Below are 26007 nucleotides of genomic sequence, written 5' to 3'. Positions count from 1 at the left end.
GGGAGTGACACCATGAGCACCGACACCACCAAGAACACCGCCCGGAACACCGGCGCCTCCTCCCGGACCACCCTGCTGCGCGCGCTCACCGCCGCCGGCGGGCTCGCCGGGGTCATCTCCACGTTCCTCGCCTGGACCTGGACGGCCGAGTTCCCCGGGGACCTCACCGTCTACGGCTACCCCGGCGGGCTCCAGCTCCTCACCCTGGTCCTGGCCCTGATCACCACCGCGTTCGCGGGCGCCGCCCTGGGCATCCGGGGGCTGCGCTGGCTCACCCCGGCCGGTTCCACCATGGCCCTGCGCGGAGCGGCCCTCGGCACCTTCGCCACCACCTGGTTCACGGTCATCGCCATCGCCGTCGACCTCGACGGCCTGGTCAACCTGGAGCCCGGCGGCTTCGTCGCCGCCCTGGCCACGGCGATCCCGGTCGCCACCACCTTCCTGCTGCCGGACGACACCCGGCCGATCTGCCGCCCCAAGGCGCTCCCCTCCTGGGCCGAGATCCTGATCATCGCGGGCGCCTTCGCGGTCGGTCTGTACGTCCTCAACTACGGCATCCAGACCGACTCCGACCACCCCGAGCCGTTCATCGGTTACCTCATCGCGGTGATCTTCGGTGCCCTCGCCCTGGTCAAGTCGGGACTCATCACCCGGATCAGCGCGATCACCACCACCCACCGCTCCACCACCCTGGTCGCGGCGCTGGTCACGGCGGTCGTCTTCCCCTTCCTCCAGGAGAAGGCCAGCTTCACCGAACTCGGCGTCAGCATCGCCGTCTTCGCGACCGTCGCCCTCGGCCTGAACATCGTCGTCGGCCTGGCCGGACTCCTCGACCTCGGTTATGTCGCCTTCCTCGGCGTCGGCGCCTACACCGCGGCCCTGGTCTCCGGAGCCGCCTCCTCCACCATCGGCGTCCACTTCCCGTTCTGGGCCGCCATGATCACCGGAGCGGTGGTCTCGCTGATCTTCGGCGTCGTCATCGGCGCCCCGACCCTGCGGCTGCGCGGCGACTACCTCGCCATCGTCACCCTGGGCTTCGGAGAGATCTTCCGCATCACCGTGCTCAACCTCGACGGCACCTCCGGGCCCTCGGTCACCAACGGCCCCAACGGCATCCCCAACATCCCGCCGCTGGAGATCTTCGGCTTCAACTTCGACGACGACCACACCTTCGGTGGGCTCACCCTCGACTCCAACGGCAACTACTACCTGCTGATGCTGCTCGTCACCATCCTCGTGGTGCTCGTCTTCAGCCGGGCCGGCAACTCCCGTATCGGACGCGCCTGGGTAGCCATCCGCGAGGACGAGACGGCCGCCACCGCGATGGGCATCAACGGCTTCCGCGTCAAGCTCATCGCCTTCGCCCTCGGCGCCACCCTCGCCGGTGTCGCGGGCACCGTCTGGGCCCACTTCCAGACCACCGTCGTCCCCGAGCAGTACGTCTTCGCCGGTCCCGTGCCGCCGAACTCCACCTTCCTGCTCGCCGCCGTCATCCTCGGCGGTATGGGCACCATCGGCGGTCCGCTGCTGGGCGCCACCCTGCTCTTCCTGATCCCCAAGAAGCTGGAATTCCTCCAGGACTACCAGCTCCTCGCCTTCGGTATCGCGCTGATCCTGCTGATGCGCTTCCGCCCCGAAGGAATCATCCCCAACCGGCGGCAGCAGCTCGAATACCACGAGACCGGCCAGCTCGACGTGCCCGACGACACCGGGCTCCAGAGCAGCACCGTCGGCGTCACCAAGGCGGAGGCGTGACCGAGATGACGACCATCACCACGACCAACCCCGTGCTCACCGCCACCGGCGTCACCATGCGCTTCGGCGGACTCACGGCCGTACGCTCGGTCGACCTCGCCGTCCACCCCGGCGAGATCGTCGGCCTCATCGGCCCCAACGGCGCGGGCAAGACCACCTTCTTCAACTGCCTCACCGGCCTGTACGTGCCCACCGAAGGCACCGTGTCCTACAAGGGATCCGTGCTGCCGCCCAAGCCCCATCTGGTCACCCAGGCCGGTGTCGCCCGCACCTTCCAGAACATCCGGCTCTTCGCCAATATGACGGTGCTGGAGAACGTCCTCGTCGGCCGCCACACCCGCACCCGGGAGGGCCTGTGGTCCGCCCTGCTGCGCGGCCCCGGCTTCAAGCGCGCCGAGGCCGCGTCCAAGGAACGGGCCATGGAACTCCTGGAGTTCACCGGCCTCGCCGACAAGGCCGACCACCTCTCCCGCAATCTCCCCTACGGTGAACAGCGCAAGCTGGAGATCGCCCGGGCCCTCGCCAGCGACCCCGGACTGCTCCTCCTCGACGAGCCCACCGCGGGGATGAACCCGCAGGAGACCCGGGCCACCGAGGAACTGGTCTTCGCCATCCGGGACAAGGGCACCGCCGTGCTCGTCATCGAGCACGACATGCGCTTCATCTTCAACCTCTGCGACCGGGTCGCCGTGCTCGTCCAGGGCCAGAAGCTCGTCGAGGGCACCTCGGACGTCGTCCAGAGCGACGAACGCGTGGTCGCCGCCTACCTCGGTACGCCCTTCGAGGGCGACCCGGGCGAGGCGGAGGCCGCCGAGATCGAGGCCGCGGAGGCCGAAGCCGCCGGGGCCACCGGTGGGGCGGGCCTGACGAACACCACGGGCGCCACCGGAGACGCGGGGGGCACCACAGCACGTACGGAGGACGAACAGTGACCGCACTGCTCGAGGTCGAAGACCTGCGGGTCGCCTACGGCAAGATCGAAGCCGTCAAGGGCATCTCGTTCAGCGTCGAGGCCGGCCAGGTCGTCACCCTCATCGGCACCAACGGCGCCGGTAAGACGACCACCCTGCGCACCCTGTCCGGCCTCCTGGAACCCCTCGGCGGCTCCATCCGCTTCGACGGCAAGCCGCTCAAGGGCATCCCCGCCCACAAGATCGTCGCGCTGGGCCTGGCCCACTCACCCGAGGGACGGCATATCTTCCCCCGGCTGACGATCGCGGAGAACCTCCAGCTCGGAGCGTTTCTCCGAAAGGACACGGACGGGATCGCCGCCGATATCCAGAAGGCGTACGACCTCTTCCCCATCCTCGGCGAACGCCGCTCCCAGGCGGCGGGCACCCTCTCCGGCGGTGAGCAGCAGATGCTCGCCATGGGCCGCGCGCTGATGTCCCGCCCCAAGCTGCTGATGCTCGATGAGCCCTCGATGGGGCTCTCGCCGATCATGATGCAGAAGATCATGCAGACGATCGCCGAGCTGAAGGCGCAGGGCACCACCATCCTGCTGGTGGAGCAGAACGCCCAGGCGGCGCTGTCTCTGGCCGATCAGGGCCATGTGATGGAGATCGGCAAGATCGTGCTGTCGGGGAGCGGGGAGTCGCTGCTGCACGACGAGTCGGTGCGGAAGGCGTACCTCGGCGAGGACTGATCGCCGCGACAGAGATAAGGAGAGGCCCGCACCGCAGCAGCCGGTGCGGGCCTCTCCCGTGCACATCCCTCTACTCCTTGGCCTTCTTCTCCTCCGCGTCCTCGATGACGGCCTCGGCCACCTGCTGCATCGACAGCCGACGGTCCATCGAGGTCTTCTGGATCCAGCGGAACGCGGCGGGCTCGGTCAGCCCGTACTGGGTCTGGAGAATGCTCTTGGCCCGGTCCACCAGCTTGCGGGTCTCCAGCCGCTGGGAGAGATCGGCGACTTCCTGCTCCAGCGTCTTCAGCTCGGTGAAGCGGGAGACGGCCATCTCGATGGCGGGCACCACATCGCTCTTGCTGAACGGCTTCACCAGATACGCCATCGCCCCGGCGTCCCTCGCCCGCTCCACCAGCTCACGCTGGGAGAAGGCGGTGAGCATCAGCACCGGCGCGATCCGCTCACCCGCGATCCGCTCGGCGGCGGAGATCCCGTCCAGCCGGGGCATCTTCACATCGAGGATGACCAGGTCGGGCTGGTGCTCCAGGGCGAGCGCGACGGCCGTCTCACCATCGCCCGCCTCGCCGACGACGGAGTACCCCTCCTCCTCGAGCATCTCCTTGAGGTCGAGGCGGATCAGCGCCTCGTCCTCGGCGATGACGACGCGGGTGGTCTGCGGGGGGATGTGCGACTGCGCGTCGGGGGCGTCAGCGGTGGTCACCGTGCTCCTCGTTTCCTGGCAGGTGGGGCACCACGAGCCTACCGATGTCCTGTATCTTTGACGCACGGAGGGGTTAGACTAACCTTCGGAACGCAGGGGCTCCGGTAGTCCAATCGGCAGAGACGATACCCTCAAAAGGTATTCAGTGTGGGTTCGAATCCCACCCGGGGCACTTTTCCTTCGATTCCATGGTCGTCGAAGAATTGACCCCGTTCACTCGATGAAGTGAACAATTCTTCGAACGGGCATACGGCGGCCGTGTCACCGCCAAGCTCGCAATCGTGTACGACCTCGAAACGCGCAAGCGTGCCCTTACTCTCGTTGCCCAAGGCCGCAGTCTCAACGCTGTGAGCAAGCAGACGGGCATATCCCGATGGGCAATTCGCGCATGGCAGACCCGGATTGAGCCTGCTACCCGTACGACCGAGTGCCCCAGATGCGCGCACGAACCACAACCACCGAAAGACACCGCTTCCTACGCGTACTTGCTCGGCCTCTACCTCGGTGACGGGTGTATCAGCCGCCTCAAGAACGGTGCGTACTTCTTGCGCATCGCATGTTCGGATGCCTGGCCGGGCCTCATCGATTCCTGCGCGGACGCCGTACGAAGTGTGCGTCCCGACAACAGGGTGTGCCGCGTGCAGCGCCAGGGGTGCGTCATGGTAACCAGCTACAGCAAGCACTGGCCGTGCCTGTTCCCCCAGCACGGTCCCGGCAAGAAGCACGACCGCATCATCGCCCTCGAACCCTGGCAGCAGCACATCGTGGACGCCCACCCCTGGGAGTTCATCCGCGGGCTCTTCCACTCCGACGGATGCCGGATCACCAACTGGACCACGCGCATCGTCGCGGGCGAGCGCAAGCGCTATGAGTATCCGCGCTACTTCTTCACCAACAAGTCCGACGACATCCGCAGATTATGCTCCGACACCCTCACCAAGGTCGGCGTCGAGTGGACGACGTTGGCGCGTGGCAGCGACCCGTTCAATATCTCCGTCGCCCGCCGGGCCTCGGTCGCCCTCATGGACGCCCATGTCGGGCCGAAGCACTGAGCCCAGCGCTCCGGCCCCGGATTCGGCGGCTAGCGCAGATCGTCCGCCCCGATGTAGTGGGCGCGGACCAGGTTGGTGGAGCCGGAGACGCCGGGCGGGGAGCCGGCGGTGATGATGACGAGGTCGCCCTTCTTGCAGCGGCCGAGGCGCAGCAGTTCCTCGTCGACCTGGGCCACCATCGAGTCCGTGGAGTCGACCCTCGGGCCGAGGAACGTCTCGACGCCCCAGGTGAGGTTGAGCTGGGAGCGGGTGTTCGGCTCCGGGGTGAAGGCGAGGAGGGGGATCGGGGAGCGGTAGCGGGAGAGGCGGCGGACGGTGTCGCCGGACTGGGTGAAGGCGACCAGGAACTTGGCGTCGAGGAAGTCGCCCATCTCGGCCGCCGCGCGGGCCACCGCGCCGCCCTGTGTGCGCGGCTTGTTGCGCTCGGTGAGCGGGGGGAGGCCCTTGGCGAGGATGTCCTCCTCGGCGGCGGCGACGATCCGGCCCATCGTCTTGACCGTGGCGATCGGGTATTTCCCGACGCTGGTCTCGCCGGAGAGCATCACCGCGTCGGTGCCGTCGATCACCGCGTTGGCCACATCGGACGCCTCGGCGCGGGTGGGGCGGGAGTTGTCGATCATCGAGTCCAGCATCTGGGTCGCGACGATCACGGGCTTGGCGTTCCGCTTCGCCAGCTTGATCGCGCGCTTCTGGACGATCGGCACCTGCTCCAGCGGCATTTCGACGCCGAGGTCGCCGCGGGCGACCATGATGCCGTCGAAGGCGTCGACGATCCCGTCCAGGTTCTCGACCGCCTGCGGCTTCTCGATCTTGGCGATGACCGGGAGGCGGCAGTCCTCCTCGTCCATCACCCGGTGCACATCGATGACGTCCTTCTCATTGCGGACGAAGGACAGGGCGATGATGTCGGCGCCGGTGCGCAGCGCCCAGCGGAGGTCTTCGATGTCCTTCCGGGAGAGGGCGGGGACGGAGACGGCGACACCGGGCAGATTGAGGCCCTTGTGGTCGGAGACCATGCCGCCTTCGATGACGATCGTGTGCACGCGCGGGCCGTCGACGTCGACGACCTCCAGGGTGACGCGGCCGTCGTCGACGAGGATCCGCTCGCCCCTGCTGACGTCGGCGGCCAGTCCCTCGTAGGTGGTACCGCAGCGGTGCTGGTCGCCCTCGATGGGTTCGACGGTGATGGTGAACTCATCGCCGCGTTCAAGCAGTACGGGACCTTCGCGGAATCGGCCGAGGCGAATCTTCGGGCCTTGAAGGTCGGCGAGGATGCCGACACTGCGGCCGGTTTCCAGCGAGGCTTTCCGCACTCGCCGGTACCGCTCCTCGTGCTCGGCGTAGGTGCCGTGGCTGAGGTTGAAGCGGGCCACGTCCATTCCGGCCTCGACGAGTGCCTTGATCTGCTCGTACGAGTCGGTGGCGGGTCCCAAGGTACAGACGATTTTTGCTCGGCGCATGTCTTCGAGCCTATGACTTACCCGTGAGTAAAGGACCGCGAAGTCCATACTCCTCCATGGCAATTGCATGGCAGGTTATTGACAACTAATGAAACGTGCATGGCCATGCTCCGATGAGCGTTTTCCGGGAGTGTTCCGGGGTGTTTCAGAGTTCGGGGCGGGTCATGGTGAAGCGCGCGTTGACATGCGCGTATACGGTCTGGCGCTCCGGTTCCAGGTCCAGGGCGGGTGCGCGCTCGGCGCCGCCGAAGCCGGAGCGGGAGCGGGAGCGCACCGCGACCGGTGTCATCGGCGCGGCCTCCACCTCGACATCGGCCAGCTCGACCAGGGCGACGAGCGAGGCACCCAGTGCCTCGGCGTACTCGCGGGCGCGCCGTACCGCCTGCCGGACGGCTTCCTGGCGGGCGTCGCGGTGGGTGGGGGAGTCGGGGCGCAGCGCCCAGCGGGGGCCGTTGACGGTGGTGAGTTCGGCGTCGCCCAGCCGGGTGGTGAGTTCGCCGAGCACGGTGAAGTCGGTGATCGTCACGGTGAGGTGGACCCGGCCGTGGTAGGCGCGGACGCGCTCGTGGCGGCCCTTGGCGGTGAGCTCGGGGGTGATGGTGAAGGCGCCGGTCTCCAGTGTGTCGATGGCGTCGCCGTAGGACTTCACCAGCTCGAGGACGTCTTTGTTGCGGCGGGTGAGGTCCTCCAGTGCGGCTCGCCGGTCGGGGCCGCGGGCGGCGACGGCGATACCGAGGTGGGCGATCTCGGGGTCGGCCTCGAGCCGCGCCTCGCCGCGGACGGCCAGGCGCGGGGTGTCGGGGGTGCCGTACGGGACGGGGGCTGCGGTCTGGTCCATGGGAGCTCCCTGAGGAGGAGAAGGAAGGGCGGAAGGGAGGGGCTCAGGCGGGCGGTGCGGGGAGCCGTCCCTGCGGCGGGCGTTCGGCGTTCAGGGACAGCGCGATGTCCACCAGCGGCACCCGGTCCAGGCCGGGCACCTGGTCCAGTGCGATCCACGCCGCCCGGTCGGTCGAACCGCCGGTCTCGTGGCGCAGTTCCCCGCCGGTGACCCGGGCCGTGTAGAGGATGCGCACCCCGTGGAAGTCGGCGTCGCGGCCGAGCCGTCGGGGGGTGCGGTCGCGGACGGTGTCGATACCGAGCAGCCGCTCTATCTCTACCGTATAGCCGGTTTCCTCCTCGACCTCGCGGTGGACGGCGTCGTAGGGGTCCTCGCCGTGGTGGAGTCCTCCGCCGGGCATCGTCCAGCGCTTGCCGTCGGGGCCGAGCCATCGGGCGAGGAGGACCTTTCCGTCGTCGATACAGACGGCGTACGCCGCGACTCGCAGATGTCGGTTGGCCATTCCCCCAGCATGCCGGAAGCAATGCGATCGCAACCTGTCAAGGCTGTTGCGCAATGGGCGGGTTGGGCCAGAATCTACGCGCGTTGTGCCCCGTTCCGGAGGGTGCCGCGCATCGCATCAGGGGAGACTCCACATGCCGCTCAACCGTAGGACGTTCCTGGGCCGCTCGGCGGCGACAAGCGCCGGGGTGGCCCTGGCCGGAGGTGTGGCCGCCGCTCCGGCCGTGGCGGACGACCGGGAGAGCGGGACGGGTGACGGGCGTGCCACGCGGTACGCCTTCACCGTCATGGGCACCACCGATCTGCACGGCAACGTCTTCAACTGGGACTACTTCACCGACGCCGAGTTCGACGACACCGCCCACAACGATGTCGGCCTGGCCAAGATTTCCACGCTGGTGGAGCGGGTCCGCGAGGAGAAGGGGCGCCGCCACACCCTGCTGATCGACGCGGGTGACACCATCCAGGGCACCCAGCTGTCGTACTACTACGCGAAGGTGGATCCGATCACCGGCGCGGGCGGCCCGGTGCATCCCATGGCGCAGGCCATGAACGCCATCGGCTATGACGCGGCGGCGCTGGGCAACCACGAGTTCAACTACGGCATCCCGGTGCTGCGGAAGTTCGAGGAGCAGTGCGACTTCCCCCTGCTGGGCGCCAACGCGCTGGACGCGAAGACGCTCAAGCCGGCGTTCCCGCCGTACTGGATGACCCGGCTGCGCACCCCCTGCGGGCGTCAGGTGAAGGTGGCGGTGCTGGGGCTGACCAACCCGGGCATCGCGATCTGGGACAAGGCCAATGTCCAGGGGAAGATGACCTTCCCCGGGCTGGAGGAGCAGGCGGCGAAGTGGGTGCCGCGGCTGCGTTCGATGGGCGCCGATGTGGTGATCGTCTCGGCGCATTCGGGCACCAGCGGAACCTCCAGCTACGGCGATCAGGTGCCGTATGTGGAGAACGCGGCGGCGCTGGTGGCGGAGCAGGTGCCGGGGATCGACGCGATCCTGGTCGGCCATGCCCATGTGGAGGTTCCCGAGTCCCGGGTGGTGAACAAGAAGACCGGCCGGGAGGTGGTGCTCTCCGAGCCGCTCAAGTGGGGCCAGCGGCTGACGGTGTTCGACTTCGAGCTGGAGTGGGACCGGGGCCGCTGGCGGGTGGAGTCGGTGTCGGCGAAGGTGCTGAACTCGGCCACGGCCGAGGAGGATCCGCGGATCGTGAAGCTGCTCGGCGATGAGCACCAGAAGGTCGTCGGCTATGTGAACCAGGTCATCGGCAGCTGTACGGCGGCGATGTCGGCCACCGAGGCGCCGTACAAGGACGCCCCGATCATCGACTTCATCAACCATGTACAGACGGAGACGGTGAGGAAGGCGCTGGAGGGCACCGAGCACGCCTCGCTCCCGGTGCTCTCGCAGGCGTCGTGTTTCTCGCGCACGGCGAGGGTTCCGGCGGGCAAGGTCACCATCCGGCAGGTGGCGGGGCTCTATCCGTTCGAGAACACCCTTGAGGCACGGGTGCTGACGGGCGCCCAGCTGAAGGAGTATCTGGAGTTCTCGGCGCGCTACTACGTGCAGACCCCGGCCGGTGGTGAGGTGGATCCGGCGAAGCTGACGAACGCGGGGAACACCCCGGACTACAACTACGACGTGGTCAGCGGGGTCGCTTACGAGATCGACATCGCCAAGGCAGCGGGCACGCGAATCGCACAGCTGACCTTCGACGGCAAGCCGGTGGACGATGCGGCCCGGTTTGTGCTGGCGGTGAACAACTACCGTGCCAGTGGTGGCGGGAACTTCCCGCATGTGGCCAAGGCCAAGCAGGTGTGGGCGCATTCGGACGAGATCCGGAACACGATCATCTCGTGGGTGAAGGCCCAGGGGACGATCGATGTGGCGCGGTTCGCCTCGGTGGACTGGAAACTCACGCGCGAGGGCACCCCGGTGTTCTGAACAATGGGCGCATGACCGATGACCTCGCCGCCGCTCTGGAACCCGTGCTCCGCGATCTGCGGGCCACCTGTGCCGTTCAGCCCGTCGTCCGGGAGGGACGGGGTGCGGGGGACGACGGCGAGGACATCATCTGGCTCCACGAAGCCGACGGCAGCGGCGTCGGCATCGTGCTGTGGCCGGGGCTCAACGCGGCCGAGCGGCTGGCGCAGGTCGCCGAGCAGGCGAGCGACTGGGCGGTGGAGGCGCTGTGCGCCGCGCTCAAGCCCGCCGTATGGCCGGAGTGCCCCGCCCACCCCGACTCCCATCCGCTGGAGGCCGGGGTGCGGGGCGGGGTGGTGCGGTGGTCATGTCCGCGTACGGGCCAGCCGGTCGCGCTGGTCGGGGAGTTGGGGCCGTCCGACCACCGTGGCGCAGGGGCCTGAGGGCTGGAGCCCGAAGGTGCTGAAGGCGGTGCGGGAGGGCAGGGGGTAGGCGGGTTCCGGCGTCATCGAGTTGAGGATGACGGCGGAGCGCCAGGCCGCGAGCCCCAGATCGGGGGTGCCCACGCCGTGGCTGTGGCGCTCGGCGTTCTGGACGTACACCGAGCCCTTGATCATCGGGTCGAGGATCAGCCGGTGCTGGGCGTCGATGCGGGGGCGTTCGGAGGAGTCCCGGCGGATGTAGGGGTCGAGGGCGGCCAGCAGAGTGTCGACGCGGCGCTCGCGGTAGCCGGTGGCGAGGACGACGGCCTCGGTGGTGTGCCGGGCCCGGGTGCCCTGCTGGGCGTGCTCGAGGTGGAGTTCGAGGCGGGCGGCGGCGATCCGGCCCGCGGTGCGGACGGTGACACCGGGGCTGAGTACGGCGCCGGGCCAGCCGCCGCTGAGCTGAGCGCGGCGGTAGAGCTCCTGGTGGATGGCGTCGATGGTCTCGTGGGCGATGCCCTTGTACAACTGCCATTGGCGGGGCAGGAGTTGGTCCCGTACGGGTTCGGGGAGTCCGTGGAAGTAGCGGGTGTAGTCGGGGCTGAACTGCTCCAGTCCGAGCTTGCTGTATTCCATGGGGGTGAACGCGGGGGTGCGGGCCAGCCAGTGGAGGCCCTCGGCGCCCAGGGGGCGGTGGCGCAGCAGGTCGAGGAAGACCTCGGCGCCGGACTGGCCGGAGCCGATGACGGTCACCTGGCCGGTGGTCAGCAGCCGTTCGCGGTGTTCGAGGTAGTCGGCGGCGTGCAGCACGGGCACATTGGGGGCTTCGGCGAGCGGGCGCAGCGGTTCGGGGACGTGGGGCTCGGTGCCGACGCCGAGGACGACATGGCGGGCGTAGGTGCGGCCGAGGGCTTCGGCCTCGCCGTCGGCGCCGATGCGGGTGAAGTCGATTTCGAAGAGGTTGTGGGTGTGGTCCCAGCGGACGGCGTCGATCTGGTGGCCGAAGTGGAGGCCGGGGAGTTGTTCGCTGACCCAGCGGCAGTAGGCGTCGTACTCGGACCGTTCGATGTGGAAGCGCTCGGCGATGTAGAAGGGGAACAGCCGCTCCGTGGCCTTGAGATAGCTGAGGAAGCTCCAGGGGCTGGCGGGGTCGGCGAGGGTGACCAGGTCGGCGAGGAAGGGCACCTGGATGGTGGCGCCGTCGATGAGCAGGCCGGGGTGCCACTGGAAAGCGGGCCGCTGGTCGTAGAAGGCGGTGCGCAGTCCGGGGACGCGGTGGGCGAGGGCGGCGAGGGAGAGGTTGAACGGGCCGATGCCGACACCGGCGAGGTCCAGGGGGGCTTCGAGGGGGGAGGCGGCGCCGGGCCGCGGACCGGGTACGGAGGCGGGGGTCCCGGTGGGGGGTTGTGCGGTGCTCATGGGGTGCTGTCGCCTTCCACGAGTTCGAGCAGCCCGCGCAGATCGGCGGGCTGGGTGTGCGGGTTGAGGACGGTGGCCTTGAGCCACAGCCCGTCGGCGGTGGTGGCGCGGCCGAGGACGGCGCGGCCGTCGGTGAGCAGGCGGCGGCGCAGTGCGGCCACGGTGGCGGGTCCCGCTCCGGTGGGGCGGAAGAGGACGGTGCTGATGGTGGGGCGCGCGTGGAGTTCGAGGCGGGGGTGGGCCTCGATGAGGTCCGCGAGCTGATGGGCGGCGGCGCAGACGTGGTCGACGAGGTCGCCGAGGCCACGGCGGCCTAGGGCGCGCAGGGTGACCGCGATCTTGAAGACGTCGGGGCGTCGGGTGGTGCGCAGGGAGCGGCCGAGGAGGTCCGGAATCCCGGATTCGGTGTCGTCGTCGGCGTTGAGGTAGTCGGCGCGGTGGTCCAGGGGGGCCAGCGCGGGGGCGTCGGGAACGGCGAGGAGTCCGGCGGCGACCGGCTGCCAGCCGAGTTTGTGGAGGTCGAGGGTGACGGTGCGGGCGCGGTCGAGCCCGTCGAGGCGGTGCCGGTGGGTGTCGCTGAACAGCAGCGGTCCGCCGTAGGAGGCGTCGATGTGGAGCGCGGCGGTGTGGCGGTCGCAGAGGTCGGCGATGGCCGGGAGGGGGTCGATGGCGCCGGTGTCGGTGGTGCCCGCGGTGGCGACCACCAGGACCGGGCCGCGGCCGGTGAGCCGGGTGAGGGCGTCGTGCAGACGGGCCGGGTCGAGGACTCCGGCGGGGGTGGGGAGGGTGACCGGGGTGGCCAGCCCGAGCAGCCAGGCGCCGCGGTGGACGCTGTGGTGGGCGTTGGCCCCGCAGACGATCCGGAGGGCGGCGGACGGGCCGGGCGGGACGGCGGTACGGGCGGCCTCGCGGGCCAGCAGCAGGGCGAGTTGGTTGGCCTCGGTGCCGCCGGTGGTGACGAGGGCGTCGGGTGCGGGGCCGCGGGGGTGGACCAGCGTGGCCAGGGCACGGCAGGTGAGCGCCTCCAGTTCGGAGGCGGCGGGCGCCTGGTCCCAGGAGTCGAGGGAGGGGTTGAGCGCGGAGACCGCGAGGTCCGCGGCGGCCGCGACGGCCAGCGGCGGGCAGTGCAGATGGGCGGCGCAGCGGGGGTCGGCCGGGTCGGCGGCACCCGCGGCGAGGGCGCGTACGAGGGTGCGCAGGGCGCGCGGCGCGCCCTCGCCGACGTCGGGGATGAGCGGTTCGGCGACGGCCCGGACGCGCCGCGCCACGGCGTCGGGGCCGCCGGCGGGCAGCGGGCCGGAGCGGTCGGCGGCGCCGCGGGCCAGCGCGTCCAGGACGGTGCCGACCATGGGCCTCAGCGCGTCCGGGCCACGGCCGCCGCCCGCGAGCAGGCGGGCGGTCCCGGTGGCGGGCACAGGCATGGATGTGCCCCTCGTCTCGAAGTAGGGGAGGCGAAAGCTGCCTCAACGTACTTCGTGCGCAAGCGGATCGGCCGGTGGCGTCATGAAGTCCACTCGTACGTGGTACGCGGCCGTGCGGCGCCTTGCCACCGCGCGACGGAACCGCCCCGGCGCGTGTCCGCGAGAGCGGGTCGGGATCTGCCCGCGGCGTGCCGCGGGAAGTGCCGCGAGGTGCCGTCATGCGGCTGCGGCTGCGGCGTGGCTGGTGCGCCCGACTTCAGCGAGGCCGTCTACGCCCCGCTCCCCCGCTCCTCCTGCCTGCGCTGGACGCGCAGGGCGCGGCGCAGATCGTCGAGTTGGTCGGCGAAGCGCCGGCGCAGTGCGGGGAGCAGATCGTCGCGGCGCAGACACTCCTCCCCCAGCTCCAGGGTCCGGGTGTCCACGGTGGTGGGGAAGCCGGAGCGGGCGACGGCGTCGGCGATGGCGGAGCCCCGCCGGGTGGCCACCTCGGCGGCGGCCGGGAAGTAGCGGGGGAGGTAGTCGGTGAGCAGCTCGTGATGCTCGGGCTGCCAGAAGCCGGTCGCGGTGGCGGTGACGAGGTAGTTGGACAGTCCGGACGGTTCGTCGGCGGTGCCGAACAGGGCGTCCCAGGCGGCCTGTTTGGCGTCCGGGTCGGGGAGGGCGGCGCGGCAGCGGGCGGCGCCCTCCTGGCCGGTGGCACTGGAGTCGCGGGTGAGTTCGGCGTCGATCTCGGCGGGGCCGATGGCGCCGAGGACGGCGAGCCGCCCGAGGATCTGCCAACGCAGTTCGGGGTCGAGGGCGGGGCCGCCGGGGACGGTGTCGCCGTCGAGCCAGTCGCTGAGCCCGGCCGGGGCGGTGGCGCTCTCGATGAAGCCGCGGACGGCGGCGAGCCGCAGTCCGGGGCCGGAGTTGTCCTCGGTGCGGCGCAGCAGGTCGCGGCAGGTGGCGCCGAGGGTGGCCAGGGCGGCGGGGCGCTGCTCGGCGGGGAGGTAGCGGTCGGCGATCTGGGTGCGGGCGAAGGCCAGGACGCCCTGGACGATGGCTATGTCGGTCTCGCGCGGGAGGTGGGCGCGGACGGTGTCGAGGTAGTCGGTGGGTGGGAGTTCGCCGTCGCGGACCATGTCGCGGGCGGCGTTCCACACCACGGCGCGGCTGACGGCGTCGGGGAGTCCGGACAGTGAGCGGACGACGGCCTGCCAGGAGCCGGGGTCGAGCCGGACCTTGGCGTAGCTGAGGTCGCCGTCGTTGAGCAGCAGCAGAGCGGGGCGGGGGCCGGTGAAGGAGAGGGTGAGGGTGGGTTCGGTGGCTGTGAGCTCGGCTTCGACGCGCTTGCGCAGTACCAGCTGATGCGCGGCGGCGGGTTCGTGGTCGTACAGCCCGATGGCGATGCGGTGCGGACGGGGTACGGGGGCGGCGCCATTGCCTCCGCCGTCGTGGCGGATCTCCGCGCTCCAGCGGTCGCCGTGGGTGGTGATGGAGGGGGTGAGGGTGTCGACGCCGGTGGTGCGCAGCCAGGCGTCGGCCCAGGCGTGCACATCGCGGTCGGAGCCGTGGGCGAGGGAGTCGATGAAGTCGGCGAGGGTGGCGTTGCCGAAGCGGTGGCGGGCGAAGTGCCGGTTGATGCCCTGGAGGAAGTCCTTCTCGCCGAGCCAGGTGACGAGCTGGCGCAGGGCGGAGGCGCCCTTGGCGTAGGAGATGCCGTCGAAGTTGAGGCGGGCGGCGGCGGTGTCGGGGACCTGCTCGGGCGCGGGGGCGACGGGGTGGGTGGAGGGGCGCTGGTCGGCGTCGTAGCCCCAGTTCTTGCGGCGGACGCCGAAGTCGGCCCAGATGTCGGTGTAGCGGGTGGTCTCGGTGAGCACCTGGTAGCCCATGTACTCGGCGAAGGACTCATTGAGCCAGATGTCGTCCCACCAGGTCATGGTGACGAGGTCGCCGAACCACATATGGGCCATCTCATGGGCCATGACCATGGCGCGGGTCTGCCGCTCGGCGTCGGTGACGGCGGAGCGGTAGATGAACTCGTCGCGCAGGGTGACCAGACCGGGGTTCTCCATGGCGCCGACGTTGAACTCGGGGACGAACGCCTGGTCGTAGGAGTCGAACGGATAGGGCTCCTCGAAGATCTCGTGATAGCGGTCGAAGCAGCGCCGGGTGATGTCGAACAGCTCCTCGGCGTCGTCCTCGAGGTAGGGGGCGAGGGAGCGGCGGACATGCAGCCCGAGGGGCAGTCCGGCGTGCTCGGTGCGCACCGAAAGGTACGGCCCGGCGGCCAGCGCCACGAGGTAGGTGCTGATGGGCGGGGTGGCGGCCAGCTCCCAGCGGCCTTCGGCGGGGTCGCCGACGCGGGTGGCGATGCCGTTGCCGAGGACGGTCCATTCGGGCGGTGCGGTGACGCGGACGTCGAAGACGGCCTTGAGGTCGGGCTGGTCGAAGGCGGCGAAGACGTCGCCTTCGTCCGTGGTGTAGAGGTAGGTCTCACCGTCGGCGGGGTCGGTGAAGCGGTGCATGCCCTCGCCGGTGCGGGAGTAGCGCATGTCCGCCTCCACGCGCAGCTCGTGCTCGCCTTCGGCGAGGGCGGTGAGCGGAAGCCGTCCGTCGGCGAGGGGCGCGGCGGCGAGGTCGAGCTCGTGGCCGTCGAGGACGGCGCGGTGCAGTGCGGCCGGGTTGAGTTCGACGAAGGTGTCCGCGCCCGCCTCGCGCGCGTGGAAGCGGATGGTGGTGGTCGAGCCGAAGAGTTCGTCACCACGGGTGAGGTCGAGTTCGACCGTGTAGCGGTGGACCTCGATGAGGCGGGCTCGGTTCTGCGCTTCCTCGCGCGTCAGTACGGACATGGGGACATGCTGCCCTACCTCCCGTGGACAGCACACGGGTAGGAAGCGGTTGCGGGGTGCGGGAGGGTGCGGGGCGCGCCACCGGAGTGCGCCCTCCGGGGCGGCGGGGGCGATCCGGTGGCCGGGGCCGGGGCTCAGGAGCGGGCGATGGTCTCGTGGTGCCGGATGACCTCGGCGATGATGAAGTTGAGCAGCTTCTCAGCGAAGGCCGGGTCGAGTTTGGCGCCTTCCGCCAGCTGGCGCAGCCGGGCGATCTGGCGGGCCTCGCGACCGGGGTCGGCCGGGGGGAGGGTGTGGGCGGCCTTGAGGTGGCCGACCTGCTGGGTGCATTTGAAGCGCTCGGCGAGTACATGGACCACGGCCGCGTCAAGGTTGTCGATGCTGTCGCGCAACCGGGTCAGCTCGGCGAGGACGGAGTCGTCGATGTCCGGGGCGGCGGCGTCGGCGGCCGGGGCGGCGGGGGTGCCGGTTCCGCCGGGGGCGTCGCGGTCCGTGCCGGGGGCGCTGCCGCGGTCGGGCTCGTCGGCGCGGTGGGTCTCGCTGTGCGTCATGACCCCCGACCCTATGCCAGGGCATTGCGGGACCGCCTCGACCCCGGTGGGGGGTTGAAAAGGGGGCGAGGCGGTCCGGCCCGGAGGGGCCGCCCCCGGCGCGGCTCCTCCACCGTGAAGGACCGATCCTCGGCCGGGGAGGTTCCACTTCTTGCCGCACTTTCATGTCCCGCCCCGGACTTTTCCCTCTGTAGCCGGGACTTTTCCGTCCGTGAAACGGATTTCTCGGCTTTGATCGGCTCTTGTCCGTCTCGTACGCGTGCTCATGGGGCGACGGGACTCCGGGTCACAGCCCAGGCCAGGGCCTAGGGTCGGCATATGATCGCGACGCTTCAGTGCACCGTCATCGATTGTCCGGACCCAGCCGCGCTGGCCGCCTTCTACGGCCGGATCCTGGGCTGGCGGCTGGATGACAGCGACCCCGAATGGGCCACGCTCACCTCATCGGACGGTCAGCGCCTGGCCTTCCAGTTGGCCCCGGACCACCGGCCGCCGCGCTGGCCGGACCCGGCGCATCCGCAGCAGTTCCATCTGGACTTCGATGTGACCACTCTCGAGGACATGGAGCGGGCGCAGCGTGAGGTGATCGCGCTGGGGGCGACCTTTCTGCACGACAGCGGGGGTGAGCGGTCGGGGTTCCGGGTCTTCAACGATCCGGCCGGGCACCCCTTCTGCATCTGCTACGGCCAGAGCTGACGCCACGGCCAGAGCTGATACGTCACGGGCAGCGCGGAACCGGGGCCGGCCGCGGTGGCCGGCCCCGGTCCGGGGTGGGTTGAGGATCAGCCGCCGAACTGGTCCGCGCCCGCCTTGATGTCCTTGGCGAAGGTGCTCACCTCGGTGTAGACGCCGGGCTTGCCGGGCCGCGCGCAGCCCTCGCCCCAGCTGACGATGCCGACCTGGATCCACTGGTCGTTGTCGTCCTTGCGGAACATCGGACCGCCGGAGTCGCCCTGGCAGGTGTCGACGCCGCCGGTGTCCATCTTCCCGGCGCAGATCTCCTCACCGGTGACGAGGTTGCTGTAGGCGCCCTTGCAGGTGGCGTCGTCGACGAACGGAACGCTGGCCTTGAGCAGATAGCGCTGCTGGTCGCCGCCTTCCTTGTCGGCGCCCCAGCCCGCGACCGTGAAGTCGCCCTTGTTGTAGGCGTCCGTCTCGGCGATCTTCAAGGTGGGCTGGTCGATCGGCTTGGCCAGCTTGATGAGGGCCCAGTCCTTGCCCGTGCCGTTGTAGCCGGGGGCCTGGAGGACCTCGGTGGAGTTCACCTTGGTGGCAGCGGAGTCCTCGAGGTCGACGACGCCCCCGGTGGCGGTGATGGAGGTGTTGGGGCCGCTGCCGTCGACGCAGTGGGCGGCGGTCAGCACGATGTCCTTGGTGTAGAGCGCACCGCCACAGCCCATGGACAGCCGGACCATGAAGGGGAATTCACCCTGCGCGGCGGGGGTGCCGCCGACGACGGTGGGGCCGGGCTCGGGTCCGCGGGGCAGGGCCGTAGCCGTACCGGGGGCGAGGCTGAAAGCGGCGAGGGCGACCGCGCTGAGGGCCGTAGCTCTGGTGAGGTGCTTCAGGTGGTTGCGCAACGGATTTCCTCTCGTGGGGGGTTGGTGCGCCGTGTCAGGCTCATGCCAAACCAGAAATCGGAAACGCCCGCCGAAGCCCAGTGGGGTGAGCCCGCGAAACACCCTGAAATTATGTGGAGCGGGTGAACCGTGTGACAAGGGGTGCGTTCCGGCCAGCGCGGCCTACCGGCCAGTGTGAAATACGTCCGTAACGTGGAATTCTGACACGGTATCGGCGAAACACGGACTCGGGGTGACGGCGTGGCGGCACCGGGCAGTGACATCAAGCACGGGTTTCCCCATCTGGACACCGTCCGGGCCGCCATCACCGCGCTCTACCGGCGGCTGTCCCGGGACTCGGTGGAGCGGTTCGACGTCAGTGTGGTCCCCGGCGATGTGGCCTTCGCCGACCAGGACGACCTCTACCTCGGAGTGCAGCGGATCGCCCGGGTGATGGTGCGGCACCTGATGCTTCCCGACGCCCGGATGATCGTGAGCTTCCGCGAGATGGAGCATGCGGGCAATGTCGACCTGGCCGCAGGTCCGGAGTACTTCATCGAGCTCAACTCCCGTTTCAAGGAGCACCGGCGGGACATCGGCGCGGCCCTCGCCCACGAGGTGACGCATGTGTATCTGCACCGTCTGGATCTCACCTTTCCCGGCAGCCGCGACAACGAAATCCTCACCGACACCACCGCCGCCTATCTCGGCACCGGCTGGCTGCTGCTCGACGCCTACCGCCAGGACCGGCTCTCCAGCCAGAAGCTCGGCTATCTCACACCGGAGGAATTCGGCTATGTGCTGGCCAAACGGGCGATGTTCTTCAACGAGGATCCCCGGATCTGGTTCACCAGCCCGCAGGCGTACGAGGCGTACACCACGGGGCTGGAGCTGGCGGAGCGGGACCAGCGGCAGCCACCGCTGGCCGCGGCCGGATGGGCGGGCCGCCGCCGCTACGCCCGGGACCGACGCTCGGCCCGGTCACAGGCCGAGGCCGGAGACCGCACCGGGGCCCCGCTCGACACCCTGCCCACCGGCGGTGACTACACCTTCGAGGGCGGCCGTCCGCTGAACGTCTCCTTCCCCTGTCCGACCTGCCGTCAGCGGATCCGGGTGCCGGTGCGCGGACGGCTGCGGGCCCGCTGCGGCCTGTGCCGTACGGTCCTGGAGTGCGACACCTGAGCGCGTGTCCTCCGGGCGGCGTCGCTCCGCTCCGGCCCGTAGGCTCGGCTGTATGAGCCCCTCCATCGCCACCAACACCGCTGTCGGCATCGATGAGCTGCTGGAGTTCGTACGCCCGCGCCACCGCGCCCTCCTGATGACCCGCCGGTCCGACGGGTCGCCCCAGGCATCCCCGCTGACCTGCGGAGTCGACGACTCCGGACGGATCGTCATGTCCACCTATCCCGAACGCGCCAAGGTCCGCAACGCACGCCGCGACCCGGCGGTGAGCCTGGTGGTGCTCTCCGACGAGTGGAACGGCCCGTGGGTCCAGATCGACGGCACCGCCGAGGTGATCGACATGCCCGACTCCGTCGAACCGCTCGTCGAGTACTACCGCAATATCGCCGGTGAGCACCCGGACTGGGACGAGTACCGCTCGGCCATGCGCAAGCAGGGCAAGTCGCTGATCCGCGTCACCCCCACCCGCTGGGGCCCGGTGGCCACCGGCGGCTTTCCCGCCCGTCTGGTGGAGGGCGAACAGCAGGGGTGAGGGACGCTCAGCCCGCACCCGGGGCAGCCTGATCCGCGTCCCCGGGCAGCGTCGCCACGGGAAAACGGCATGCGAACGCCACGCGGCGCCCGCCCCGGTCGGGTAGGGGAGGGCGCCGCGCGGCCGGTTCCGTACGCCGTTGTACGGGCGGAAACCTGGAGTGCTCGAGAGGGGTGGGACCTCAGACCATGAGGGACCGGTCGGTGGGACGGATCGGGGCGGGCAGGGCGCTGGTCCCGGCCAGGTAGCGGTCCACTCCGCGGGCGGCGGAGCGGCCCTCGGCGATGGCCCAGACGATCAGCGACTGGCCACGGCCGGCGTCGCCCGCCACGAAGACCCCGTCCACATTGGTGGCGAAGGAGGCATCGCGCGCCACATTGCCGCGCTCGTCCAGCGCCAGGCCGAACTGCTCGACCAGTCCGTTCTCCCGGTCGGTGCCGGTGAAGCCCATGGCCAGGGTGACCAGCTGGGCGGGGATCTTCCGCTCGGTGCCGGGCTTCTGCTCCAGCTTGCCGTCCTTGAACTCCACCTCGATCAGGTGCAGCCACTGGACATTGCCCTCCTCGTCACCCTCGAAGTGGGTGGTGGAGACGGAGTAGACCCGCTCACCGCCCTCCTCATGGGCCGAGGTGACCTTGTACAGCATCGGGAAGGTGGGCCACGGCTGGTTGGCGCCGCGCTCCTCGCCGGGCCTGGGCATGATCTCCAGCTGGGTGACGGAGGCGGCGCCCTGGCGGTGGGCGGTACCCACGCAGTCCGCGCCGGTGTCACCGCCGCCGATGACCACCACATGCTTGCCCTCGGCGCTGATCGGCGGGGTGACGAAGTCGCCCTCCTGCACCTTGTTGGACAGCGGCAGATACTCCATCGCCTGGTGGATGCCGGTCAGCTCCCGGCCGGGCACGCGCAGATCGCGCGCCGTGGTGGCACCGGCCGCGATGACCACCGCGTCGTAGCGGCGGCGCAGCTTGGCCGCGTCGATGTCACGGCCGATCTCCACCTCGGTACGGAACTTGGTGCCCTCCGCGCGCATCTGCTCGATACGGCGGTTGATGTGGCGCTTCTCCATCTTGAACTCGGGGATGCCGTAGCGCAGCAGCCCGCCGATGCGGTCGGCGCGCTCGTACACCGCGACCGTGTGGCCCGCCCGGGTCAGCTGCTGGGCGGCGGCCAGGCCCGCCGGGCCCGAGCCGATGACGGCGACGGTCTTGCCGCTCAGCCGCTCCGGCGGCTGCGGGGTGACATCGCCGGTCTCCCACGCCTTGTCGATGATGGTGACCTCGACGTTCTTGATGGTCACCGGCGGCTGGTTGATGCCGAGGACACACGCCGACTCGCACGGGGCCGGGCACAGCCGCCCGGTGAACTCCGGGAAGTTGTTGGTGGCGTGCAGCCGCTCGCTGGCCTCCCGCCAGTCCTCGCGGTAGGCGTACTCGTTCCACTCGGGGATGAGGTTCCCCAGCGGACAGCCGTTGTGACAGAACGGGATACCGCAGTCCATGCAGCGTCCGGCCTGCTTGCTGATGATCGGCAGCAGGGAGCCGGGGACGTAGACCTCGTTCCAGTCCTTGACGCGCTCTTCCACCGGGCGGGTCTCGGCGACCTCGCGGTCAGTGGTCAGGAAGCCCTTGGGGTCAGCCATTGGTCGCCGCCTCCATCATCTTCTCGGTGGTCTCGGACTCGGAGAGCCCGGCTCGCTCGGCGGCGTCCTTGGCGGCGAGCACGGCCTGGTAGGTAGCGGGGATGATCTTGCTGAACCGGACGAGGGCGGCGTCCCAGTCCTCGAGCAGCGCGCCCGCGACGGTGGAGCCGGTCTCCTCGTGGTGGCGTCGCACCGCGTCGTGCAGCCACTGCTTGTCGGTGTCGTCCAGCTCGCCGATGGCATCGGTCAGCTCACCGTTGACATTGTCCCGGTCGAGGTCGATGACGTACGCGATACCGCCGGACATACCGGCCGCGAAGTTGCGCCCGGTCGGGCCGAGGACAACCGCCCGGCCGCCGGTCATGTACTCACAGCCGTGGTCGCCCACGCCCTCGGAGACCACGGTGGCACCGGAGTTGCGGACGCAGAACCGCTCGCCGACCCGGCCGCGCAGGTACATCTCACCGCTGGTCGCGCCGTAGGCGAGGGTGTTGCCCGCGATGGTGGAGTACTCGGCGAGGTGGTCGGCGCCGCGGTCCGGGCGGACCACCACCCGGCCGCCGGACAGGCCCTTGCCGACGTAGTCGTTGGCGTCGCCCTCCAGCCGCAGGGTGAGCCCGTGCGGCACAAAGGCACCGAAGGACTGACCGGCGGAACCGGTGAAGGTGATGTCGATGGTGTCGTCGGGCAGTCCGGCGCCGCCGAACCTCCGGGTCACCTCATGGCCCAGCATGGTGCCGACGGTCCGGTTGATGTTGCGGATCGCGACCTGGGCGCGGACCGGCTGGGCCGCCTCGGCGCTCTCGGCGTTCAGCGCGTCGGACGCCAGCTTGATCAGCTCGTTGTCCAGCGCCTTGGCCAGCCCGTGGTCCTGCTCGACCGTCTGGTGGCGGACGGCGCCCTCGGGCAGCTCGGGCACGTACAGCAGCGGCGCCAGGTCCAGGCCCTGCGCCTTCCAGTGCTGGACGGCGCGGGCGGTGTCCAGCAGGTCGGCGTGGCCGATGGCCTCGTCGAGGGTGCGGAAGCCCAGCTCGGCCAGGAGCTCGCGGACCTCCTCGGCGATGAACTCGAAGAAGTTGACCACGAACTCGGCCTTGCCGTTGTACCGCTCGCGCAGCACCGGGTTCTGGGTGGCGATGCCGACCGGGCAGGTGTCCAGGTGGCAGACGCGCATCATCACACAGCCGGAGACCACCAGCGGGGCGGTGGCGAAGCCGAACTCCTCGGCGCCCAGCAGTGCGGCGATGACCACGTCACGGCCGGTCTTCAGCTGGCCGTCGGTCTGCACCACGATCCGGTCGCGCAGTCCGTTGAGCAGCAGGGTCTGCTGGGTCTCGGCGAGGCCCAGCTCCCAGGGACCGCCGGCGTGCTTCAGCGAGGTCAGCGGGGAGGCGCCGGTGCCGCCGTCGTGGCCGGAGATCAGCACCACATCGGCATGGGCCTTGGAGACGCCCGCGGCCACGGTGCCCACGCCCACCTCGGAGACCAGCTTGACGTGAATACGCGCCTGGGGGTTGGCGTTCTTCAGGTCGTGGATCAGCTGGGCCAGATCCTCGATGGAGTAGATGTCGTGGTGCGGCGGCGGGGAGATCAGACCGACGCCCGGGGTGGAGTGCCGGGTCTTGGCCACCCACGGGTAGACCTTGTGACCGGGCAGCTGGCCGCCCTCGCCTGGCTTGGCGCCCTGGGCCATCTTGATCTGGATGTCATCGGAGTTGACCAGGTATTCGCTGGTCACACCGAAGCGGCCGGAGGCGACCTGCTTGATGGCGGAGCGGCGTGCCGGGTCGTGCAGTCGCTCGGAGTCCTCGCCGCCCTCACCGGTGTTGGACTTTCCGCCCAGCTGGTTCATGGCGATGGCGAGGGTCTCGTGCGCCTCCTGGGAGATGGAGCCGTACGACATGGCGCCGGTGGAGAACCGCTTGACGATCTCGCTGACCGGCTCGACCTCCTCGATCGGGATCGAGGGCCGGTCACCCTTGAAGGAGAACAGACCGCGCAGCGTCATCAGCCGCTCGGACTGCTCGTTCACCCGCTCGGTGTACTTCTTGAAGATGTCGTAGCGGCGGGCGCGGGTGGAGTGCTGGAGCCGGAAGACCGTCTCGGGGTCGAACAGGTGCGGCTCGCCCTCACGGCGCCACTGGTACTCACCACCGATCTCCAGCGCCCGGTGGGCGGAGGGGATGCCGGAGGCCGGGTACGCCTTGGCGTGGCGGGCGGCGACCTCCTTGGCCACCACGTCCAGACCCGCACCGCCGATCTTGGTGGCGGTGCCGTGGAAGTAGGTGTCCACGAAGGACTCGTCCAGACCGACGGCCTCGAAGACCTGGGCGCCGCGGTAGGAGGCGACGGTGGAGATGCCCATCTTGGACATCACCTTCAGCACACCCTTGCCGAGCGCCTTGATCAGGTTGCGGATGGCGGTCTCGGCCTCGACACCGGGCAGGAAGGTGCCCGCCCGGACCAGGTCCTCGACCGACTCCATCGCCAGGTACGGGTTGACCGCCGCGGCGCCGTAGCCGATCAGCAGCGCCACATGGTGCACTTCGCGGACGTCGCCAGCCTCGACCAGCAGCCCCACCCGGGTGCGCTGCTTGGTGCGGATGAGGTGGTGGTGGACGGCGGAGGTGAGCAGCAGCGAGGGGATCGGCGCATGCTCGGCGTCGGAGTGGCGGTCGGAGAGGACGATCAGCCGGGCGCCGTCCTCGATGGCGGCGTCGGCCTCGGCGCAGACCTCGTCCAGCCGGGTGGCGAGCGCCTGACCGCCGCCGCCGACCCGGTACAGACCGGAGAGAGTGGCCGCCTTCAGCCCGGGCATGTCGCCGTCGGCGTTGATGTGGATGAGCTTGGCCAGCTCATCGTTGTCGATCACCGGGAAGGGCAGGGTGACGCTGCGGCAGGAGGCCGAGGTGGGCTCCAGCAGATTGCCCTGCGGGCCCAGCGAGGAGATCAGCGAGGTGACCAGCTCCTCGCGGATCGCGTCCAGCGGCGGGTTGGTGACCTGCGCGAACAGCTGGGTGAAGTAGTCGAAGAGCAGCCGCGGCCGCTCGGAGAGGGCGGCGATCGGCGAGTCGGTGCCCATCGAGCCGATCGGCTCGGCGCCGGCCTTGGCCATCGGCGCGAGCAGGACGCGCAGCTCCTCCTCGGTGTAGCCGAAGGTCTGCTGGCGGCGGGTGACCGAGGCGTGGGTGTGCACGATGTGCTCGCGCTCGGGCAGCTCGGCCAGGTCGATCAGACCGGCCTCCAGCCACTCGGCGTACGGGTGCTCGGCGGCGAGCTGGGCCTTGATCTCGTCGTCCTCGATGATCCGGTGCTCGACGGTGTCGACCAGGAACATCCGGCCGGGCTGGAGCCGCCCCTTGCGGACCACCTTGGAGGGGTGGATGTCCAGCACGCCGACCTCGGAGGAGAGCACGACCAGGCCGTCGTCGGTGACCCAGTAGCGGCCCGGCCGCAGACCGTTGCGGTCCAGCACGGCGCCGACCTGGGTGCCGTCGGTGAAGGTGACACAGGCCGGGCCGTCCCAGGGCTCCATCATCGTGGAGTGGTACTGGTAGAAGGCGCGCCGGGCCGGGTCCATGGAGGTGTGGTTCTCCCACGCCTCGGGGACCATCATCAGCACGCTGTGCGGCAGCGAGCGGCCGCCGAGGTGCAGCAGCTCCAGGACCTCGTCGAAGCTCGCGGAGTCGGAGGCGTCCGGGGTGCAGACCGGGAACATTCGGTCCAGCTCCTGGTCCCCGAACAGCTCGCTCATCAGCTGGGACTCCCGGGCCCGCATCCAGTTGCGGTTGCCCTGGACGGTGTTGATCTCACCGTTGTGGGCGACGAACCGGTAGGGGTGGGCCAGCGGCCAGCTCGGGAAGGTGTTGGTGGAGAACCGGGAGTGGACCAGCGCGATGGCCGTGGCGAAGCGGCGGTCGGACAGGTCCGGGAAGAACGGCTCCAGCTGGCCGGTGGTCAGCATGCCCTTGTAGACGAGGGTGCGGGAGGACAGCGAGGGGAAGTAGACGCCCGCCTCGCGCTCGGCGCGCTTGCGCAGCATGAACGCCTTGCGGTCCAGGGCCACCCCGGTGCTGGTGCCATCGGTGACGAAGAGCTGGGAGAAGGCGGGCATGGTGCTGCGCGCGCCGTTGCCCAGCAGGTCGGGGGCGACCGGCACCGCACGCCAGCCGAGGACGGTCAGCCCCTCCTCGGCGGCGATCCGCTCGATCTGTGCCACGGCCGCGGCGCCCTCGGCCTCCGCCTCCGGGAGGAAGGCGATACCCACCGCGTACGCACCGGCCTCGGGAAGCTCGAAGCCGGTGACGGCCTCCCGCAGAAAAGCGTCGGGGACCTGGACGAGAATGCCCGCGCCGTCGCCCGAGTCGGGCTCCGAGCCGGTGGCTCCGCGGTGCTCGAGGTTGCGGAGCACGGTGAGAGCCTGCTCCACGAGCTCATGGCTGGCCTCGCCGGTGAGGGTCGCCACGAAGCCGACGCCGCAGGCGTCGTGCTCATTGCTCGGGTCGTACATTCCCTGGCGGGCGGGGTGGGATGCGGAACGCATCGGCTCTCCCGTCGTCGTCATGGCAT

20 protein-coding genes and 1 tRNA gene are annotated in these 26007 nt (G+C 70.1%); 10 read left to right on the top strand and 11 right to left on the bottom strand.

Going from position 1 to position 26007, the window contains the following annotated elements:
• Window positions 1–12 precede the first annotated feature (12 nt).
• Genes AC4BEG_RS26445 through AC4BEG_RS26435 form a run of 3 tightly spaced genes read left to right on the top strand, consistent with a single transcriptional unit; the run spans window position 13 to window position 3400 of the window.
• Complete coding sequence (locus tag AC4BEG_RS26445) at window positions 13–1755, top strand: branched-chain amino acid ABC transporter permease (protein ID WP_490702238.1); 1743 nt, start codon at window positions 13–15, stop codon at window positions 1753–1755.
• Window positions 1756–1760: 5 nt separating this feature from the next.
• Entirely contained in the window at window positions 1761–2687 is a 927-nt protein-coding gene (locus AC4BEG_RS26440) for an ABC transporter ATP-binding protein (RefSeq protein WP_490707200.1), read from the top strand.
• Entirely contained in the window at window positions 2684–3400 is a 717-nt protein-coding gene (locus AC4BEG_RS26435) for an ABC transporter ATP-binding protein (protein ID WP_490702237.1), read from the top strand. Before AC4BEG_RS26440 ends, AC4BEG_RS26435 begins: the two co-directional genes overlap by 4 nt.
• Window positions 3401–3470: 70 nt before the next feature.
• Here the strand turns inward: AC4BEG_RS26435 and AC4BEG_RS26430 are convergent, their stop codons facing one another.
• Window positions 3471–4103, bottom strand: coding sequence for an ANTAR domain-containing response regulator (locus tag AC4BEG_RS26430; protein ID WP_490702236.1), 633 nt, complete (start codon window positions 4101–4103; stop codon window positions 3471–3473).
• Window positions 4104–4201: 98 nt separating this feature from the next.
• On the opposite strand from AC4BEG_RS26430, the gene AC4BEG_RS26425 reads away from it, so the two are divergent.
• Together AC4BEG_RS26425 and AC4BEG_RS26420 are read left to right on the top strand one after the other, a co-directional pair.
• Window positions 4202–4275 (top strand) — tRNA-Leu (locus AC4BEG_RS26425).
• A gap of 109 nt (window positions 4276–4384) precedes the next feature.
• Window positions 4385–5155, top strand: coding sequence for a transcriptional regulator (locus AC4BEG_RS26420; protein WP_490702235.1), 771 nt, complete (start codon window positions 4385–4387; stop codon window positions 5153–5155).
• Between the two features lie 29 nt (window positions 5156–5184).
• On the opposite strand, the gene pyk is transcribed toward AC4BEG_RS26420, so the two are convergent.
• The 3 genes from pyk to AC4BEG_RS26405 all read right to left on the bottom strand — a co-directional run bounded on the left by pyk (window position 5185) and on the right by AC4BEG_RS26405 (window position 7955).
• On the bottom strand, window positions 5185–6615 hold the full coding sequence (gene pyk, locus AC4BEG_RS26415) for a pyruvate kinase (protein WP_490702234.1): 1431 nt from the start codon (window positions 6613–6615) through the stop codon (window positions 5185–5187).
• 145 nt (window positions 6616–6760) lie between these two features.
• A complete protein-coding gene (locus AC4BEG_RS26410) occupies window positions 6761–7453 on the bottom strand; it encodes an SIMPL domain-containing protein (protein WP_490702233.1) in 693 nt (230 codons plus the stop codon).
• A 43-nt stretch (window positions 7454–7496) separates the two neighbouring features.
• Window positions 7497–7955: an NUDIX hydrolase gene (locus AC4BEG_RS26405; protein WP_490702232.1), complete on the bottom strand. Its 459-nt coding sequence runs from the start codon at window positions 7953–7955 to the stop codon at window positions 7497–7499.
• A 133-nt stretch (window positions 7956–8088) separates the two neighbouring features.
• Between AC4BEG_RS26405 and AC4BEG_RS26400 the strand changes: the two genes are divergently transcribed.
• Together AC4BEG_RS26400 and AC4BEG_RS26395 are read left to right on the top strand one after the other, a co-directional pair.
• Window positions 8089–9900 carry a bifunctional metallophosphatase/5'-nucleotidase gene (locus AC4BEG_RS26400; RefSeq protein WP_490702231.1) on the top strand — a complete coding sequence of 604 codons (1812 nt, stop codon included), beginning with the start codon at window positions 8089–8091 and terminating at the stop codon, window positions 9898–9900.
• A gap of 11 nt (window positions 9901–9911) precedes the next feature.
• Window positions 9912–10322 (top strand): hypothetical protein, encoded by a 411-nt coding sequence (locus tag AC4BEG_RS26395; RefSeq protein ID WP_490702230.1) that lies wholly within the window; start codon window positions 9912–9914, stop codon window positions 10320–10322.
• Here the strand turns inward: AC4BEG_RS26395 and AC4BEG_RS26390 are convergent.
• The 4 genes from AC4BEG_RS26390 to AC4BEG_RS26375 all read right to left on the bottom strand — a co-directional run bounded on the left by AC4BEG_RS26390 (window position 10245) and on the right by AC4BEG_RS26375 (window position 16397).
• Window positions 10245–11720: a lysine N(6)-hydroxylase/L-ornithine N(5)-oxygenase family protein gene (locus AC4BEG_RS26390; protein ID WP_490702229.1), complete on the bottom strand. Its 1476-nt coding sequence runs from the start codon at window positions 11718–11720 to the stop codon at window positions 10245–10247. The two genes, AC4BEG_RS26395 and AC4BEG_RS26390, sit on opposite strands and share 78 nt — an antisense overlap.
• Window positions 11717–13141 carry a pyridoxal phosphate-dependent decarboxylase family protein gene (locus AC4BEG_RS26385; RefSeq protein ID WP_490702228.1) on the bottom strand — a complete coding sequence of 475 codons (1425 nt, stop codon included), beginning with the start codon at window positions 13139–13141 and terminating at the stop codon, window positions 11717–11719. Before AC4BEG_RS26385 ends, AC4BEG_RS26390 begins: the two co-directional genes overlap by 4 nt.
• A 269-nt stretch (window positions 13142–13410) precedes the next feature.
• Entirely contained in the window at window positions 13411–15972 is a 2562-nt protein-coding gene (gene pepN / locus AC4BEG_RS26380; RefSeq protein WP_490702227.1) for an aminopeptidase N, read from the bottom strand.
• Between the two features lie 134 nt (window positions 15973–16106).
• Entirely contained in the window at window positions 16107–16397 is a 291-nt protein-coding gene (locus tag AC4BEG_RS26375) for a chorismate mutase (protein WP_490707199.1), read from the bottom strand.
• A 444-nt stretch (window positions 16398–16841) separates the two neighbouring features.
• Here AC4BEG_RS26375 and AC4BEG_RS26370 point away from each other — a divergent pair, with 444 nt between their 5' ends.
• Window positions 16842–17219 carry a VOC family protein gene (locus tag AC4BEG_RS26370; RefSeq protein ID WP_490702226.1) on the top strand — a complete coding sequence of 126 codons (378 nt, stop codon included), beginning with the start codon at window positions 16842–16844 and terminating at the stop codon, window positions 17217–17219.
• An 86-nt stretch (window positions 17220–17305) separates the two neighbouring features.
• On the opposite strand, the gene AC4BEG_RS26365 is transcribed toward AC4BEG_RS26370, so the two are convergent.
• Window positions 17306–18103, bottom strand: a complete 798-nt coding sequence (locus AC4BEG_RS26365) for a S1 family peptidase (protein WP_490702225.1) — start codon at window positions 18101–18103, stop codon at window positions 17306–17308.
• A gap of 240 nt (window positions 18104–18343) precedes the next feature.
• Here AC4BEG_RS26365 and AC4BEG_RS26360 point away from each other — a divergent pair, with 240 nt between their 5' ends.
• Entirely contained in the window at window positions 18344–19264 is a 921-nt protein-coding gene (locus AC4BEG_RS26360) for a hypothetical protein (RefSeq protein ID WP_490702224.1), read from the top strand.
• 52 nt (window positions 19265–19316) lie between these two features.
• Window positions 19317–19796, top strand: a complete 480-nt coding sequence (locus AC4BEG_RS26355) for a PPOX class F420-dependent oxidoreductase (protein WP_490702223.1) — start codon at window positions 19317–19319, stop codon at window positions 19794–19796.
• 181 nt (window positions 19797–19977) lie between these two features.
• Here the strand turns inward: AC4BEG_RS26355 and AC4BEG_RS26350 are convergent, their stop codons facing one another.
• Both AC4BEG_RS26350 and gltB read right to left on the bottom strand, forming a co-directional pair.
• Window positions 19978–21438: a glutamate synthase subunit beta gene (locus AC4BEG_RS26350; protein ID WP_490702222.1), complete on the bottom strand. Its 1461-nt coding sequence runs from the start codon at window positions 21436–21438 to the stop codon at window positions 19978–19980.
• Window positions 21431–25981: a glutamate synthase large subunit gene (gltB, locus tag AC4BEG_RS26345; RefSeq protein ID WP_490702221.1), complete on the bottom strand. Its 4551-nt coding sequence runs from the start codon at window positions 25979–25981 to the stop codon at window positions 21431–21433. Before gltB ends, AC4BEG_RS26350 begins: the two co-directional genes overlap by 8 nt.
• Window positions 25982–26007 lie beyond the last annotated feature (26 nt).

The organism is Streptomyces sp. JLBJ103, assembly GCF_058215575.1.
The sequence above is the reverse complement of the archived record's forward strand: the minus strand, read 5'-3'. Positions and strand labels throughout refer to the sequence as shown.